The organism is Psychrobacillus sp. 05T411 (assembly GCF_056396485.1).
The window spans coordinates 21,172-38,175 of sequence record NZ_JBFTLO010000029.1 but is presented as its reverse complement, the minus strand read 5'-3'; the positions used below and the strand labels follow the sequence as shown (position 1 = coordinate 38,175).

The window sequence follows — 17,004 nt, the reverse complement described above, 5'->3', positions numbered from 1 at the left end:
ATCATAGGTTGTTCACCTTCTAAATACTTTGTGCTTTTAATTAATTGTCCTGCTTCATTTCTAATCGCATATTGAATTTCTGTTCTCATTTTACCGAAAAAGTCGTCTTGCGTATGATCGAGTTGCAATTGGTCAGCACTCTCTTTATATTGATATCGAGTTCGAATGTGCTCGTATAAATTGTCGTAATATTGCTGGTATTCATCCTTGAATTTGACTCGAAAATGAATATCAATGTTGTCTCCATTTTCTACAATTTCATCAATCGAAACATCCAAAAACGGCTCATTTAAGCTAGGGACTTGTTCAGCTGTTGAAAGGTCTTTCTGCTCACTGTTAGCTTCAGCTAATTGAGTTGGCTCGTCAATCTTCTGTGCTTCCTCATACGGTGTACGATTCCAATAATAAAGTGCGAAGCTTAACATAATAACTGCTGCACTTATTACAGTAATTTTTAATGTATGCCAAGATTTTCTACGCTTTGTATATGTTTGAATACGTTTCATAATGGAATCAACCTGACTATGTGTCATCATTGGCTTATTGAGCTGTGCAAATAATGTTTTTTGTTCGTTTACTAATTGCTTATATTCACTCTGACAATTTTTACAGTATTGCAAATGAGCTTCCACTTTTTGTTGCTCATTACCTTCTAAAAAACCTTCTAAATAATCTTCCAATATGTTCGATTCACATTTCATAATAAAAACCTCCCTTTGTCGTTCCGATTGTCCTTAGTTTTCTTTTACTACGGTGCAGTTTGTTACGAACGTCGTTTAAAGAAATTTGTAGCACATGCCCGATTTCATCGTAGCTAAGTCCATTCACATATTTCAATAACAATACAAAATATTCGGTTTCATCTAACTGCTGAAGAAGCTGCTCTAATTGCTCATTTTTTTCTTGTAATAACAATATACTTTCCGGATAACGACTATCCGTTACTTCTATATCCATTGGTGTCGTTTGATACTTGTGTTTTCGTAAATGATCAAAACAATTATTGACCACAATTCGATAGAGCCATGCATTAAATGACCCAGTTTTTTTATACTTATGTAGGCTATAGTACACTTTTATAAAAATATCCTGAACGATATCTTCTGCAACAGTACGATTACGGACAATTCGTAAAACAGTGCTAAATACTTTCTGTTCATAATGTTTGATAACGTGTGCAAAGTAATGTTCTTCTCCGTTCTTTACTCGTGCAATCACTTCATCCATCTCCATCCGATTCACCTCCTTACTACTATAACGAACAAATCTCTATTTCCTCTCAAAAAAATTTGGTAAAATTTGATTTTGATTTTTCTATTTAAGGAAAATTTATTTACTGGTTTATCGAATTAAAAAAACGTCTTTTATCCAAAATGGATGAAAGACGGCTAAATAATTTTAAAAAATAATCTCTTTGTCTCTATTTTTTATATTTGATAATAATGGATTGAATTATGCTTATGTAATAACTATTTCGATAATTTTCTATAAATACCTCTTATTAAACTAAACTCCCGTTAGTTTGAGTGAAACCCTTCACAATCCACAGCGCTATTTTAATATAAATATCCAACAAAAAATCACCTCTCAGAAAACTAGAAAGGTGATTTTAACATTCTTTATAAATATCATTTACCAATTTCATGTAAAGTTTCTAACTATAAAATAACTGGACAGAACAAGGTTTAAGACGAAGATTGCTTGCAATTTCTCCACTTAACCCTGTTGCCAATTCCATCCTATACTAGTCACGCCTCCTAACTTCGATTTATATATGAACCGTGTTCTAAACTTTTTAGAAGAATTCATATCTTGATATAAAAGGATAGGTGTCTTTAGTGCAAAATTTCCCAACCCTTTGCAGTCAATTCGCTCAAATTGTTAACGGAAATCCTACTTTTAAAAATGGTGTTTGTTCTGTAGAACTCGAACGTAACCTTCATGTTACTATTCAGGGATTCCCTAGTCGTAGTGCCTTACCAGCTGGCATATCGTTTGAATCTTTGAACACGCAAGGAAATGCCCTTAATCTTGGCGAAGTAGCTGTTCTTCAAGAAGAGCTTCCCCCATTCGTTAGTGCTCTAGTTAGAAATAATTTAATCGTAAGTGCTATTCATAATCATTGGATTTTCACGAATCCGACTATCTTATACGTCCACTTTCAATCGGTAGAGTCCCCATTAGCTTTTGCACGAAAGTTTGCTGAAGCGTTTAGTGTCTTAAGACATTAGTTTTAGTGATGAAATCGATTGAAAATGGATAAATTCGATGACATTGTGAAGTCTAATGAGAAGTAATTAGAAAAAACTGGAGAAACCTAAATAGTTGACCAACAACCTTAATTCCAAAAAATCAAAAAATCAGCACCACCAGTATAACTGGTGGTTTGCTTTGCGTGTGAAACACTGGGGTACTGGCCCATTACTAAATGGCCCGCCAACTGCACTCCGTTTTCACATGACCACTAAAATAGAAGGTTTTCGTAAAATCGAATACATATAAAATAAATTTTTTTTAGCAAAAAAAAAGCTACCAACTCAATAAAGAGAAAGTCACTTTTTTAGTGAAGTGAAAAACAGGCGGATAGTATCTCGATTTTATTAACTTACATTACCAATTGACTTAATCGTGAAGCTCATCGTAGCTGAAACTTTCTTCTGACTAAATAATCTTCATAATTACACATTTTAGTACATAAATGATGCTCCTACAATAATAAGTAGGATAAATAGAACAACGATCAACGCAAAATTCGAATTGCGTCTTCCACCATATTCACCTTCATATCCTCCAGACATCTTATACCCCCTCCTTTCCTATTACTATTTATAGATTATGAAAAGATTAAAATATGGATAAGGTAATTTATCTCATAGCGAATAAAAATATAAAAACACCGAACAAGTCTACGCACGACTGATCGATGTTTTCAAATAAATTTCCTCGTTTTTTGGGGGGTATATGATTTCCTAAACACTATTAATACATCTTCAAATATTGTTCTCTCCCCCACGGATGAACTGYCGTTCTGATAATGTACTACAGCAGTATTGTTTATCATTAACTAACAAAGAGCTTGAGAATACTAGGTCGAACGGAAAATGTTTTATATAAGAATACATACGCTGTTTATAAAATTGGAGTGAACATGGGGTGAAAAATATAAGAAGAAATAAATACAATGTTGGTGATTCTAATAGTACAAAATAAATAAATATTAGCTCTCCCATAGATTTTTGTGGTTGGGCTTATATTATTTTAAAACGTCCCTGTCAAAAATTTATATCCTACAATTACAAGAAATCCGATAATCATCAAATTAGCTATTATTTTATCATTAAAGTTTCGTTTCTTTCCGTTTAAACAGGACCAGGTCAACACGAATTGTTCATATAAACAGTAAAACCACCTTCTATTTCACTGGTTGGTGGTCTTGTAGTAATAAGGTTCAGCTACATCAAATTTGTTTAGTAGTTCAAAGAAGGCAACCAATCCTTCTACCTGATTGGAGTCCATTTGTTGTATCTGTTCAATTGCTCCTATCAGCACTTCCCTTGGTGCTTTGCCTTCCAAGATATCTACTATTTCATACAGCTTTGCTTTTTGTTCTTCGTTCAATACGTTCAATATAAACACCTCAATTTATAATGGATAAATATCTACAATTTGGTCGATTTTCAGCGGCTCTTGCGGAGTGCTGAAAGGATTAATATAATGAATTAATCGGTTGTATTCATCTATTTTTGTGATAGTGCCTCGATGAGTGTCAAATTCACCATCAATCCAAACTTTATAATCAGCTTCCGTTTCGCTTTTCATGAGTCTGCTAAGGATTTCTTGCAACGATTGTAACTCTTGTTCATCTAGTTCTGGACGTCTTGTCTTCGTTAAATTTTCTTTACGCTTTTGCAATAAACGAACATGTTCTGGCAACATCATCCCTGCCCACTTTTTCATCCCGCGGTCTCTTATCATACAATTGTCTCCTCTTCTATCCTTTATGTCCGCCGACCATACTCGACCTCTTAACCGCTGTACCTGCGGGAGTGAAAGATACTGCACGTAATAAAGCTGCTGATCCAAATCTGTTTCTAATGCTATCCATAGCTGCAGCTAATTTTCGTTTTTTCCAATTGTCTTTTTCGAACAAGCTGAGTTGCATCGAGTGTTCGTCTTCTAGTTTTGTAATGGAGATAGACAATTGTCGAACAGGTCTGTGGTCATAATTCGCACTTAGTAAATCTAAGCACACTTTGTAAATCGTCATCGTATCATTCGTCGCTTCATAGATTGTTTTAGCCCGCTGAAATCCACCACCAAAAGCATTTTTGCTATATCCTACGCCCAATGTAATCGTTCTAGCTGCTTGATAAGTATCCCGTGCCCTTTTAGTCACATCTTCGCACATTTCCAGGATGACTGCCTTTACTTCATCCAATGTATTATAATCTCTCATTAGAATTTGACTTTTACCGTAGCTAATTTGCCCTTCTTCTAAAGGTGCTCCTAAATCGGATAAATCGATACCCCATGCATGATGGTAAAGCTGATTACCCATAATGCCGAATTTATCTTCTAATATTTGAAGTGGAGTTTGCGCTAACTGTCCTACTGAGGTGATGCCAATATTATTTAACGTTTTTTCGGTACGTGAACCAATTCCCCACATTTCACTTAAAGTACTGACAGGCCATAATTTAGTTCGGACAACTTCATACGTCCACTTCGCGAAACCGCTCTTTTTGGCCTCCAAGTCAAGCGCAAGTTTCGCCATTAACATATTTGGCCCCATGCCAGCCGTAGAATGCAATTGTAAAGTTTCCAATATTTCTTTTTGGATTTCACGAATCGTATTCTCCGGTGGTCCCCAAAGTTTTTCCGTACCAGTTAGATCAATAAAGCTTTCATCGACTGAGTAAACATGAATTGCTTCCGGAGGTACGTACTTATTCAAAATTTCCGTTACTGCCATCGACATTTCAAGAAAATAACTCATTTTAGGTTCAAATAAACGTATATCTGGATGGTTAGGTATCTCAAAAAGCCGTGTCCCTGTTTTAACTCGAAATCGTTTTTTCATTGCTGGGGAAGCCGCTAAAACAATTGATCCTTTTTGCTCGAAATTACCTACTACTGCTATTGGTACAGTTCTTACATCTAAATCATGTAAGACAGCAATACAAGACGTATAAAAAGACATCATATCGATACAGGCGATGCTTCGATTAGGCAACCGGCTGTAGTCTATCATCGGATTATTTGTAAAGTTCGTGGAGATGAATTAATAAAATCGATATATCCTTTTTTTCTTAATCGATCAAGATGTCCGTGAGTGGTCGAAACTGATTTAAGAGCTACTGCAGTAGTGATTTTTCTAATAGAAGGTGCATATTTATTTTTGGCGAGATACTGTTTGATGAACTCATAAATTTCCTTTTGACGTTTACCCATCTAGATCACACTTCTTTCTTTATTAATTACAGGAACGTATGCAAGTACATTTTCAATTAGAAATGGTCGCTTCGCATTTCTCATAAAGCAATATGCTTGAAATGAATCGCTTTGAATTTTAATGACCTTCACTCTCCTTTTGCTTATCTCACCTGACTTTGAGTGATACATCAATTCAACAATCTGACCACGATTGAAATGCTTCTCCAATAAAATACGCACAAACGTTCCCTCCTTTTTTTAGTATATACGAACATATGTTTTTTAATCAATGGTAATTAGTGGTTTTTGCTTATTTTATTAAATTATTTCAATTTGTCAATTAAATCTTTTAAGTTATTTGAATTTACTTCATGTCGAAAATTACGGAATGGATCCCCTTTTCTTTTTAATCGTTCAAGGACTGCTGGGATGGTAAACAAAGTAGGTTTGAGTGTGTCGTTCACCTCATCCCAATTTAAAGGAGTTGCGATAAGTCCCGCCTCATTCCCTCTAGGTGAATATGGTGCAACGATTGTCTTTCCTTCTCGATGCTGCACATAATCCAAATATAATTTATTGCCACGATTCTTTTTAAGTCGTTCTGTTGTACTTACTTTCTTTCACCCGATACTACCGGAGGAAAGGCGTATTCGCTTTTGAGAAAAACATTAAAAGAATCAGGCAAGATAGGTGTTGCGAAAATTATCATACGATCTAAAGAACAATTAGCGGTTGTACGGGTATATGAAGACACGTTAGTAATGGAGACAATCCATTTCCCAGATGAAGTTCGAAGTACTGCAGATGTCCCGACTATTCCAAGTGAAGAGACAGTTGTTCAAAAAGAATTGGATACCGCTCTTTTATTTGTGGACCAATTAACCACTGCATTTGATCCAGCGAAGTATACGGATGAATACCGCCCTGCGTTGATGGAGTTAATAGAGGAGAAAAAAGCTAGTAACAATACGGTGTCTGTGAGTGATAAACAACCTCTTTCTGACAATGTCACTGACCTGATGTCGGCTCTTCAAGCATCACTTGATAAGACTGCTAAAAAGAAGAAACCGGCTACAAGAAAGAAAAAAGTAGCGAAAACATCATAGTTAAAAAGCGACCATCTCGTATTGAGAAGGTCGTTTTCTATTATGAACCTTCATCCACAATTCAACAAAAGAAGAAGGAACCCCATCCACTCTTTGCGACATACTTATGTAGTATTACTTATGAGAGCCAAAAGGCATAATTTTTATATAATACTCAATTGGATTATATCCATCATAAAGATATTTGAATTCAGAGTACATTAACTTAACGTCATCCAAACTATAATCCAGCACATTAAACGGTTTCTCTATATCTAGCTCGTCTGGCTGCATATAATAAAAATTCTCATGAGGACCATCAATTGAAAACCTTATTTCCCAGCTAATTCGTCCATCTTGCTAACGCCTTAGTTGTGGTCTTTGGGCATCACCGAATCGATGTTAGAAAAAATCAATAAATATCGAGAAAAATGTGAGCTAGAAATAATCAAATAACCCAAATCAAGAAGAGTAACTTGGAACTTATAATTAACAATACCATCGATAGATGGAGCGCGGAATGCTTGGAAACTGGCACGTTCCGTGTGGAGTAGGGGAAAGCTGGAGATCACTTCAAATGCTTACCTATTACTAACGTTTAGTTTAATAAGAGTCCATTTAAAAAGGAACCGCGATTGGCGATTCCTAAGATTATTATTTATTTGCTGCGTTTATGGTACTAAGTGAATTGTTAAGTGCTGTTTTAACCTTGTTTATATCAGGATTCGAAGAACGAACTTTTGCTAATACAACATCAATTGTTCCATCAATTTTCGTCCATGTAGCGCCATCGATTTTTCGAAGCTTAGGTACCTGTGTGTCCCATTGATGTTCCAATTCATCTGCCCCTTTTTTCGCTGAAGCAAAGTCATTATTATTTACAGCGTTTAGCATATCATTTTCAATTTCAACAAAATCGTTTAATTGGCCTGCTAATGTAGCTTGCTCTGCGGCCCCTTGTGATGCAATATTATTACTGCGCCAGTTATAACCACCTATACCAACAACTAAGAAAATTACAAGTACAACAATCGTTTGTGTTAGAACATGTTTCTTATTTACATTACTTTGGTTTGTTTCCGCTATATCACTTTTAGCATTTGCATCAATTTTTGAAACGGCAAGGAAAACGATGATCGCTAAAATAGCGATCAGAAAAATCACACTCGTAACGGTTGTCCCGAGTCCTAATCCGCCATTTACTTTTGGTTGAGATAGGTAATCTCCAAGTGACGCTCCAAGCGGACGAGTTAAAATATACGCAATCCAGAAAGCTAAGACCCCGTCAAGTTTCAAAAATTTATAAGCTAAGAAAACAAGAGCAATAATAACAACAACACCTATTCCTGTGTTAAGATAACCAAAACCAAGTTGTTCGGAATATAAATCGCCGACCGCTGTTCCAAGTGCAAAGGTGAAAAGGACCGTAAGCCAGTAGAAAACTTCTCTTTTTCTAGTAAAAATCGAGTGAATCGATAGTGTTTTTTCACTAAGATACCAAAATAGAAAAGTTAGTCCTAGGAGCATGGAGAAAACAGCTGTACTAACCTCAAGTGGTACGCCCATATTATCTGTCAAATTATCCGTTACCAGTGTTCCAAATACGCTTATAAGAACAACTGTTACCCAGTAAATGGCTGGAACATATTTGTTTGCTTTAAATTGAAAAAACAATGCAACAAAAAACGCAACTCCCATAATTATGGTAGTAAGAGTTAAACCAAGTCCAATGTTGAAATTGATGAAATCAGCAAATGTTTCACCGACAGTTGTACACAAAACTTTGATGATCCAAAAGAAAATCGTCACTTGTGGCACTTTGTTAAGTAAAATTTTCATTTTATTTTGGTTTTCTTGCATATATAATTTCCTTTCTTTAAAATGGTTTCCCACAACTTAATTTTGTTTCTCTCTCTAAATAAGGATACCCATCCAAATCCAAGTTAATCATTAAGTAAGACTGCGCTGTTTCTCCCACAGTGGTTCATATATGCTCTTTTATTAATCGTGCGATCTCTTTCTTTTTCTATAATAAAGGAAAATAACGAATACAAACATTACTGTCAATAGGAATAATACTATATTGGAATAAGTATTCATATATCTAACAATCGTACTCCAGGAAGAACCTACCTTTGCTCCAACAATTACTAATACACTATTCCAGATTAAAGAACCAATTGTCGTAAAAAGTAAAAATACGATAAAGTTCATATGAGCCATACCAGCGGGAATTGAGATTAAACTTCTAACCAAAGGAACAAGTCTCCCGAAAAATACCGCCCAAACTCCGAATTTATTAAACCAAGCATTTGCTTTATGAATGTCTTTTGAGGTTAATCTTAAAAGGCACCCCCATTTATTAACAATTTTTTCTAGTCTTTTTACATCAACCAGTAAACCTATACCATAAAGCGCAATCGCTCCAACCACTGAACCAATTGTAGAAAAAACAATCACCCCGATAATACTCATACTTGATGTGGTAGTCATAAAGCCGCCAAACGTTAAAATCACTTCAGAAGGAATAGGTGGAAAAATGTTCTCTACAGCTATCAAGAGAAGAATCCCTATATACCCATATGCATTCATTACTTCAGTAATCCAGTTTTCCATTTTAATGCTCCTTGTACTAATAAAATTTAACAATCGCATACATATAATTGCTATAATAAGTTAATATTTGCTTTCGGATAAATTTCCCCTCGTAATCCGCTTTTCTTTATATCTTCGGAAAAAATAGATAGAAATAGTAAGCCAAAATCCACTGGCAAAATAACCTCCAATAATATCGCTCGGATAGTGCACCCCTAGATAAATCCTACTGGTACCAATCATGAGAACGATTATAGTACTAATTATTATCAAAGTAGTGCGCCCTAAACGTGAAGGAATATGACGCCATAACAGAAATGAAAGAATTCCATAAACTGCAAGAGCATTCATCGCATGTCCACTAGGAAAGCTATAGCCTCCTATTTCAATCAATCGATGCAAATCTGGTCTCATTCGATGAAAGAATTGTTTTAAGACCTGATTTATGATGGGCGTTCCAATAACAACAGTACCAAACAATAAGAGTTCCGAGCGATGCTTTAATACAAAATAAAGAAAAAAAACTACTAAAACAAAAATACCAAACACAATATGAAACGATCCGACGTACGTAAAAAATTTCATTATTGAGGTCAAAGTTGGTGATTCATAACCTTGTATAAAGGAAATCACGTATTGATCAAATTGAACTATTTTATGTCCCCTAATTAAAATAGCCATACAACTAAAACCGATAAGTGAAACTAAACCAATAATAAAAGCACTCAATAAATACCCAGTTAATCTCATACTGACAACTCCTGACTCCATCTATTCTTAGAAGATTTTTTTCTTTTTTTGTCCAATGAGACTTTGCAAATATGGATAACACATAGCAAAATGTGATTTTTAAGTTTCACTAGTTCGCTTCATTCTAAGTGTTTTTTGTTTTTGGGAATACAAGTTTTACAGAAGTACCTTTACCTAACTGACTTTCAATCACTAAACTTCCCTTGTATGTTTCCATCAACTTTAATGCAATAGATAATCCGATTCCATATCCGCCCTTTTTTCGGTTGCGAGATTTCTCTACTCGATAAAATCGATCTGTTACGTGTAGTACATCTTCTTTCGGTATTCCGATTCCAAAATCTTGAATAGTTAATTCCCGATGCTGGTAATGTACCGTTACTCTTTTGTCATCATTTGAATACTTAATTGCATTATCGATTAATATCGTAAGTAGTTGTTCCAAATGTTGCTCTTTCATTGGAAGAAGAGTGCCATCAAATAATTGAAGAGAAAACATAAATTCCGGGTGCGTCATTTCGAAGTCATTTACTACTTTTTCAATAACATTTATTGGATTGATCATAGGAATCGTGGCATCAACTGCTTTTTCCGAATCAAGTCTGGAAAGTTCTAATAAATCCTTCACCAATTTGTCCATGCGATCCACTTCTCTCAAAGAAGAAGCCAATGATTTATTTAACACTTCCCGGTCATCTTTTCCCCATCTATTCAACATCATTAAGTTTCCATTCAATACAGATAAAGGGGTTCTCAATTCATGAGAAGCATCTTCTACAAATTGTTTTTGTTGATTGAAAGAAGTTTCTAATTGATCCATTAGTTCATTAAAATGAATCGCTAATTCAGAAATTTCATCTTGTGCCGGTGGAACATTCACTCTTTCTTCTAAACCAAATTTTTTGATTCTAGTAAGTGAATGAGAAATAGCTTGAATTGGTCTAACTATTTGTTTAGAAAGAAAAAGTGCTCCCACTAAACTCAAAAATACTGCACCAATTCCTGTTAAAAACATAACAAGGCTAAATTGTTCTAATAGCCCATCGAAAATCTCCATATTTCTTACGATTTCAATTGTTCCTACATAATTCGTATCCACTAATGGTTCACGATATACAAGCAAACGGTCATCGCCTGATGTGACTAGCTCAAATTGTTCACTTTGAACTAATTGGGAAGGTACATGCAATAATTCTTCTTCACTTACTTCCACGATACTTTTTCCCTCTTTATCTAAGATGCGAATCGTCTCCGATTTCTCGTTAATCGAATTGATAAATGATTCATTTTCCTTAATGAATTGTACAGATAGTTTTTGATTGGAGTAATAATTTTGTATAGTATTCATTTTCTTTTCAATGGATTGCTCTTCATAATGAATCATCCAGCTGTTCATCACAAAATACTGCAATATATTATAAGAAACAAACAAACCAATCATAAGAACAGTCGCCCATAAAACAATTTTCATTTTTAACTTTAAGTTTTTCATCATTTCATCACATAGCCAATTCCACGGACAGAGTGGATATAGTTGTCATTTTCTTTATTTATCTTGTTTCGCAAATATCGTACATATACATCGACCACATTCGTCTCTACTTCTGTCTCGTATCCCCAAATTTTCTCAAGAATCAATTCCCTAGAGAGTACTCGGTTCACATTTTGTAAAAACATTAAGAGGAGTTCATATTCTCTTTTGGTTAAGGGAATCTCTTCTTCCCCTTTCTTAACGGTCCGTGAAATAGTGTCTACTTCAATTTCTTTGAATATTAAATGTTTCACGATGTTTTCCTCATGTCGTTCATTTCTCMGAAAAATTACACGCATCCTTGCCAAAAGTTCTTCTATTGAAAAAGGCTTTGACATATAATCGTCCGCCCCAACATCTAAACCCATGACACGATCCATCACGCTATCTCTAGCAGTAAGCATAATAATCGGTGTTTCTTTTACTACTCGAATTCTTCTGCAAATTTCTATGCCATTTAAATGTGGTAGCATTAAATCTAAAAGTATAAGATCAAAATGGTTATTTAGCGCTGCTTCTAATCCATCTCTACCATCATGGAAAACCGTCACATCGAAGCCTTCGTGTTTAAGTTCTAACACTAGAAATTCTGTAATGCTTTCCTCGTCTTCAATGATTAGTACTTTTTTCAATGTGAACCCTCCCACGAATTAACTTACCTCCATGTTATCGAACAATGGTAGGACAGACAAATTTCTTTATCGTTTTTTTCTTCTTGTAATGAAAAATAGTAATAGAAGTAAAATCACTGGCATTGCGATCGATACAATTTGCACAAAAAGTGGATTAATTTGTGTATTTCCTAAAATATGCACTGGTATCGACTCACTTGAATGGATTTGTTGATCGTCGTCACTACTTACTGTTACATACAACTTATACTGACTTGTATACACAAAACGAATTGGTAATTCAACTATTACGGATTGCTGAGGCTTTAATGTATCGAGTAAAATAGGTACATCTGCACCATAATCCTCTAAATTTACGGTCATATGTTTCCCGATATCTGCCATCGTAATATAAGCCATTGAATTTTTCAGTTCTATATTCGATCGATTGGTGATTTCAGCTTGCACAGTCATTTCAAGACCTGGGTAGTTTTCCACGGCATCAGGGGATAGAATCTTAATATCTATCGTATCTTGTGCAAATGCAACCCCACTTGTTTGCGTCACCATCAGAAAGGAGAAGAGAAAAGCGAAACTAATCCATACTTTCTTCATCTTATTCTCCTCCTTTAAGCGTAATTTTATTATTTGCAAATAACAATAGTGCAATACTTATTATTAAGAAGATAATTACTGGCAGTAAATCCACCATCAGTACCCCAAAACCCAGTCGATTCATAAAATAGTCCTTTAACGTCAGCAGGGATCGTGATAATGGGCTAACTGTGTCCACCATATGTGCAAACCCACTTTTTTTCATCGTCGTTGATAAGAACATTGGTATTGCCGTTACTAAAAATAAAACAAATGATAAGAGTGTAGAACTCTTCGTAGATGAAAGTATCGCGGAAAACCCTAGCGATAAAGCTGCAAATCCAATGACTAAAGGAAAACAAATTAGATAAAGAAACACTAGTGCTTTCACAAATATATCTGTACCCATGGAGAGTGCAAAAAAGTAAGGTAGAGATAATAAAGAAATGATGAACCAAAATAAGAGCAACCCTACTAATTTTCCAAATGTAATTTGTGCTTTAGACAATGGGGATAATAAAAGACTTTCGAGTGTTTCTCTTTCTCTTTCTCCTGCATACATATTCGATCCAATAATGATGGTTACTAAAATACTAATTCCTAAAACTACTTTCATAAATGTCATATTCACTTCTACCTKAGCAAGTAAACTAAGTTCTTTAACGGAGACAAAGCTTAACGCAAGACCGCTAAACAATAGTGTCACTGCAAAATATATCCACAAGCTCTTTTTAGAAAAAACGTTTTCCTTTATTTCCTTTCCGATTAGTGCCGCTATCATAGATTCATCTCCTTATCTTCTTGATCTGTAAGATAAAAGAAAACCTCTTCCAACGTAATTGGTTCCGTAGTATCTACTTTCAGTGAACCATACTTGTTCAAAAGAGATTCTAAATAATCTTCTTCTATTAAGTTTCCTTCTTTTACAATTGCCACTCGATTACATATTTCCGAGATTTCTTTTAGCAAATGAGAAGTGATGAATATCGTAACCCCATGTTTTTTATTTAAATCATGTAAAATCATTTGGATATCTCTTTGTCCTTGAGGATCTAAACCGAGTGTAGGTTCGTCCAAAAAAATAAGTACGGGTTCATGAATAATCGTTTTTGCAATACCGATTCTTTGTCTCATCCCTCGAGAGTATTGCCCAATTGGAATATTTGCTTTACTAGTCATTCCAACTTGGTGAAGTACTTCTTCCACCCGTTCTTTTTGTTTGTTTTTACTCACACTATAAAGTTGTGCAAAGAATAGTAAATACTCCGCACCGGTCATCCAGTTATAGTAGCCATGCGATTCTGGCAATACCCCTATCATTTTTCGAATTTCTCGTTCGTTTCGTATAACACTTTTCCCTTGAATAACAACTTCTCCAGCTGTTGGCTTTAATAGTCCATCTAACATTCGAATAGTCGTTGTTTTACCAGCACCATTCGGACCTAAAAAACCATAAATATCGCCTTTATTTACATGTAAATTTAGATGATTAACTGCAGTGAACCCATTTGGATATTGCATTGTTAAATCCTTCGTTTGGATCATATTGTACCTCCTGATAATAATTGTTAAAAGAAAAAAAGGAAAAGATGGGATAACCACCTTTCCCCTTTAGAAACTCCGATTATTCGTTTCCTTCTTGTCCTTCATCTTCATTGTCCGCTTCAACTTTCACTACTTTTCCTGTAGCAGCATCAATTTTCACGTCTTGTACTCCGTTAGTTGTTTGGATTTCAAAACCGTAAACAACTACGCCATCTTCATCTTCTAACTCGGACTTATTTACTGTTCCTGCTACTTCTTTCAAAGCAATTGCTTGCGCTTCATCTACAGTCAGTTTTGCTTTTGCTTGAAGCTCGGCAATATTATCATCATTTTCTTCCCCATCATTTTCTTCCGTTCCATTTTCATCGTCATTTGTATCATTTTCGATCTTAATGATATCTCCATTTATTGCATTGACTTTCACATCATTTACATCACCAGAAGCTGTTTGAATTTCAAAGCCGTAAACAATTACACCATCTTCATCTTCTAATTCAGATTCTTTTACTGTTCCTGCTACTTTGTTTAGTGCAATTACTTGTGCTTCATCTAATGTCAATTTTGCTTTTGCTTGAAGATTGGAAATATTGCCATCGTCTTTTTGATCTTCTGCTTGAGTCGTTGTAGCTGCGTTATTGCTTGCAAACGCAGTAGAATATACGCTATTACCTACTACTGCTCCTCCTATAAGTGTTGCTGCCAAAGCTGGAATGATTAATTTCTTTTTCATCTGTATTCCTCCTAAAAAAATATTGTGAATCTTTCTTACAGCCTTTATTCTGCCAGATGGTTATGAAAAGTTAACGAAGCTTTTTTAAGAAGTTGATGAAAGTTTAGTGAGGATTTTCTCATTTTCTAACGTGTTCACTAGTGTGCAATTCCTGCTATTTCTTCTCCACAAGCTTCACCTTTATACTCTTACATTTTCATTCACACCTCTTTTTTATTATCGAAATATGTATTAGATATTTATCAACTTTTCACGAAATAATCCATACTTGATAAAACAAATAATAATTGATATGAATTACTGGAGGGTAACAATTTGATAAAAGAAGTGTGATCTACATGTGGATTATGGTCTACAAGTGAATGTTTATAAGTCGTATATGTATAATTTAAATGTTTAATATTGACCACTTATGGTCCACTTTGATGAATGAAACACATTCAAATTCGAAAACGGCAGCTTGAAGGAATTGATGTGGCTTTGCAAAACGGCACAATTTTTTGACGTCCCAAGTTTACGGTCACTGAGGAGTTTAAAGAACCGTATGCTAGCTGGAAATCGGGAGAGATTACTGCAGTAAAAGCAATGCAAGAAATTGGAGTAAAAAAGATTACTTTTATAAACTTGTCAGAGAGTATGAAGAAACATTGTAATCATTTCATGTATTTCTTCTAACCATGAGTAGCACTCATGGGAGATTAATCCTACTCTGGTTATTGCACAAGCCTTGCCTTTATTCTATAAAGAATGGGGTTGGTTCCAGATTTATCTTTTAACTCGATATAAACCTCCTGAAGACTCAGCCTTTTTTAAAAAAGCTTTTTCCGAGTCTCTTTTGTTATGCAATTTTATAGATTTTGGGCATTTTTTAATTTTCATGGGAGTTTAATTACAATCGTTCACAAACTAAAAGGTTTCTAATTGGTATTTACCAATCTATCCATTGACATCTGCTATTGAAATAAAGTAAATATGATATCAGCTATGTAAGTTTCCAGAAATGCCGCTGCAATGATTATCGGTAAAACAAAAATACAATAAGTTTTCTTATTGTCTCTAAGAATTTTTTAATAAAAGATGTACCTTCTTTATCTTTCTTAAATAAATTTTTTTACTTTACCCTAACATCTTGATTTAATTCAAAAAGAACCGCTGCAAGTAAGCATAAAGCAAAAACTTCAAAGATAAAGTGTGGGATAGAAGAAATTATTATATCAAAGCCTTTTTCCAAATCTACTTGTAAAGCAAGCCCATAGGCAACTCCACGCAGTGAAACGGTAAAGATATATTTATGACATACAAAAATTGTATTGGAATCAAGGATAAAATAAACATTTGCAAAGGTACCATAAATCCTTTATTAACAATATATGACCAAACTTTATCTAAGCCTGTAGATTCTTTTGTTTGGTCCGGTAACCTATTATCTAAACCTCCCATTACTTCTTTTAAATCCGGATTGATTATGTATGTTATTATCGTTGCAATAATTGTTAAGGCTGCTGCAAATATAAAAAAACTAATGGCTCTTTTGAATACAACCTTTGGCTGAGTACACATCATAATTTAAAATCATTCCCCTTAATTTATTTAACTATTACATTACTATATTATTCGACTATATTGTCAGATTGTTTAATACAAGATAAACAACACTTTTCAACTAACCTGCACCGTTAGTTGAACAAGAAAAAAGAGCATCTAAGTAGCTCAACGCTCTTCAAGTAAAGCACCCGTTAGCCATCCATGCAGTACAAAAAATGCTGCACCCCAGAGAATGAAAATGGTTAGGAAGTGTCAGTACTGATACTGACCGTAATCCATAGAATTATTTACGCTCTCTTCTTTTTTACGATTAAGTAGGGGTCTTCTTAAGTATTGTCATTTTTCATTTCTTTAAGAACTAATTAGTTCTTCCAAAACCTTTTTTAGGTCAACTCGCTCAAATGCAACTTTTTCTTCATTTATTCCTTCTTTTTATCCCTTCTTTCCTTAATCCTTCTTCTAGCAAACCCATCGTAGTTATACAAATTCACTTACTTTCCATAAAGCTCACACATTTACTCCTTTATTTTCGAAATCCACAACTTCCTTTTAAAAAGAAGAATCATCTTGAATTATAACCTTGAT

General features: G+C 34.6%; 19 protein-coding genes and 2 pseudogenes. 2 read left to right on the top strand and 19 right to left on the bottom strand.

Annotation, left to right across the window (positions count from 1 at the left end; all coding sequences use genetic code 11):
- Together AC1DFT_RS17365 and AC1DFT_RS17360 are read right to left on the bottom strand one after the other, a co-directional pair.
- On the bottom strand, positions 1 to 701 hold a 701-nt coding region (locus AC1DFT_RS17365; protein WP_478160328.1), incomplete at its 3' end, for an anti-sigma factor family protein.
- Complete coding sequence (locus tag AC1DFT_RS17360) at positions 691 to 1,233, bottom strand: RNA polymerase sigma factor (RefSeq protein WP_478160326.1); 543 nt, start codon at positions 1,231 to 1,233, stop codon at positions 691 to 693. The genes AC1DFT_RS17365 and AC1DFT_RS17360, both read right to left, overlap by 11 nt.
- A gap of 605 nt (positions 1,234 to 1,838) precedes the next feature.
- Here AC1DFT_RS17360 and AC1DFT_RS17355 point away from each other — a divergent pair.
- Entirely contained in the window at positions 1,839 to 2,231 is a 393-nt protein-coding gene (locus tag AC1DFT_RS17355) for a DUF1259 domain-containing protein (protein ID WP_478160324.1), read from the top strand.
- Positions 2,232 to 2,687: 456 nt separating this feature from the next.
- Here AC1DFT_RS17355 and AC1DFT_RS17350 read toward each other — a convergent pair whose 3' ends face one another.
- The 7 genes and pseudogenes from AC1DFT_RS17350 to ligD all read right to left on the bottom strand — a co-directional run.
- The gene (locus tag AC1DFT_RS17350) at positions 2,688 to 2,798 is read right to left on the bottom strand and encodes a YjcZ family sporulation protein (RefSeq protein WP_478160322.1); all 111 of its coding nucleotides are present in this window, start codon (positions 2,796 to 2,798) and stop codon (positions 2,688 to 2,690) included.
- A 619-nt stretch (positions 2,799 to 3,417) separates the two neighbouring features.
- On the bottom strand, positions 3,418 to 3,627 hold the full coding sequence (locus AC1DFT_RS17345) for a hypothetical protein (protein ID WP_478160320.1): 210 nt from the start codon (positions 3,625 to 3,627) through the stop codon (positions 3,418 to 3,420).
- A gap of 15 nt (positions 3,628 to 3,642) precedes the next feature.
- Positions 3,643 to 3,975, bottom strand: coding sequence for a YolD-like family protein (locus tag AC1DFT_RS17340; RefSeq protein WP_478160318.1), 333 nt, complete (start codon positions 3,973 to 3,975; stop codon positions 3,643 to 3,645).
- A 16-nt stretch (positions 3,976 to 3,991) separates the two neighbouring features.
- Positions 3,992 to 5,251 (bottom strand): Y-family DNA polymerase, encoded by a 1,260-nt coding sequence (locus AC1DFT_RS17335; protein WP_478160316.1) that lies wholly within the window; start codon positions 5,249 to 5,251, stop codon positions 3,992 to 3,994.
- On the bottom strand, positions 5,248 to 5,451 hold the full coding sequence (locus AC1DFT_RS17330) for a LexA family protein (protein WP_478160314.1): 204 nt from the start codon (positions 5,449 to 5,451) through the stop codon (positions 5,248 to 5,250). Before AC1DFT_RS17330 ends, AC1DFT_RS17335 begins: the two co-directional genes overlap by 4 nt.
- Positions 5,452 to 5,673, bottom strand: coding sequence for a transcriptional regulator (locus tag AC1DFT_RS17325; protein WP_478160312.1), 222 nt, complete (start codon positions 5,671 to 5,673; stop codon positions 5,452 to 5,454).
- Between the two features lie 83 nt (positions 5,674 to 5,756).
- A pseudogene (gene ligD, locus AC1DFT_RS17320) lies at positions 5,757 to 6,041 on the bottom strand (non-homologous end-joining DNA ligase LigD); the annotation flags it as partial.
- Here ligD and ku point away from each other — a divergent pair.
- Positions 6,042 to 6,539 (top strand): annotated as a pseudogene (gene ku, locus AC1DFT_RS17315) (non-homologous end joining protein Ku); the annotation flags it as partial.
- Between the two features lie 633 nt (positions 6,540 to 7,172).
- Here the strand turns inward: ku and AC1DFT_RS17310 are convergent.
- The 10 genes from AC1DFT_RS17310 to AC1DFT_RS17265 form a co-directional block, all read right to left on the bottom strand.
- Positions 7,173 to 8,378, bottom strand: a complete 1,206-nt coding sequence (locus tag AC1DFT_RS17310; RefSeq protein WP_478160310.1) for a COG4705 family protein — start codon at positions 8,376 to 8,378, stop codon at positions 7,173 to 7,175.
- A 141-nt stretch (positions 8,379 to 8,519) separates the two neighbouring features.
- Positions 8,520 to 9,134, bottom strand: a complete 615-nt coding sequence (locus AC1DFT_RS17305; protein ID WP_478160308.1) for a DedA family protein — start codon at positions 9,132 to 9,134, stop codon at positions 8,520 to 8,522.
- Between the two features lie 60 nt (positions 9,135 to 9,194).
- Positions 9,195 to 9,863: a phosphatase PAP2 family protein gene (locus AC1DFT_RS17300; RefSeq protein WP_478160306.1), complete on the bottom strand. Its 669-nt coding sequence runs from the start codon at positions 9,861 to 9,863 to the stop codon at positions 9,195 to 9,197.
- A gap of 124 nt (positions 9,864 to 9,987) precedes the next feature.
- Complete coding sequence (locus tag AC1DFT_RS17295) at positions 9,988 to 11,355, bottom strand: sensor histidine kinase (RefSeq protein ID WP_478160304.1); 1,368 nt, start codon at positions 11,353 to 11,355, stop codon at positions 9,988 to 9,990.
- Complete coding sequence (locus tag AC1DFT_RS17290) at positions 11,355 to 12,026, bottom strand: response regulator transcription factor (RefSeq protein ID WP_478160302.1); 672 nt, start codon at positions 12,024 to 12,026, stop codon at positions 11,355 to 11,357. The genes AC1DFT_RS17295 and AC1DFT_RS17290 overlap by 1 nt, the downstream gene beginning before the upstream one ends.
- Before the next feature lie 66 nt (positions 12,027 to 12,092).
- Positions 12,093 to 12,620, bottom strand: coding sequence for a hypothetical protein (locus tag AC1DFT_RS17285; protein WP_478160300.1), 528 nt, complete (start codon positions 12,618 to 12,620; stop codon positions 12,093 to 12,095).
- 1 nt (position 12,621) lies between these two features.
- Positions 12,622 to 13,380, bottom strand: a complete 759-nt coding sequence (locus tag AC1DFT_RS17280; protein ID WP_478160298.1) for an ABC transporter permease subunit — start codon at positions 13,378 to 13,380, stop codon at positions 12,622 to 12,624.
- Positions 13,377 to 14,144: an ABC transporter ATP-binding protein gene (locus tag AC1DFT_RS17275; protein WP_478160296.1), complete on the bottom strand. Its 768-nt coding sequence runs from the start codon at positions 14,142 to 14,144 to the stop codon at positions 13,377 to 13,379. Before AC1DFT_RS17275 ends, AC1DFT_RS17280 begins: the two co-directional genes overlap by 4 nt.
- A gap of 79 nt (positions 14,145 to 14,223) precedes the next feature.
- Complete coding sequence (locus AC1DFT_RS17270) at positions 14,224 to 14,874, bottom strand: PepSY domain-containing protein (RefSeq protein ID WP_478160294.1); 651 nt, start codon at positions 14,872 to 14,874, stop codon at positions 14,224 to 14,226.
- 1,233 nt (positions 14,875 to 16,107) lie between these two features.
- Positions 16,108 to 16,437: a hypothetical protein gene (locus AC1DFT_RS17265; RefSeq protein ID WP_478160292.1), complete on the bottom strand. Its 330-nt coding sequence runs from the start codon at positions 16,435 to 16,437 to the stop codon at positions 16,108 to 16,110.
- Between the last annotated feature and the right edge of the window lie 567 nt (positions 16,438 to 17,004).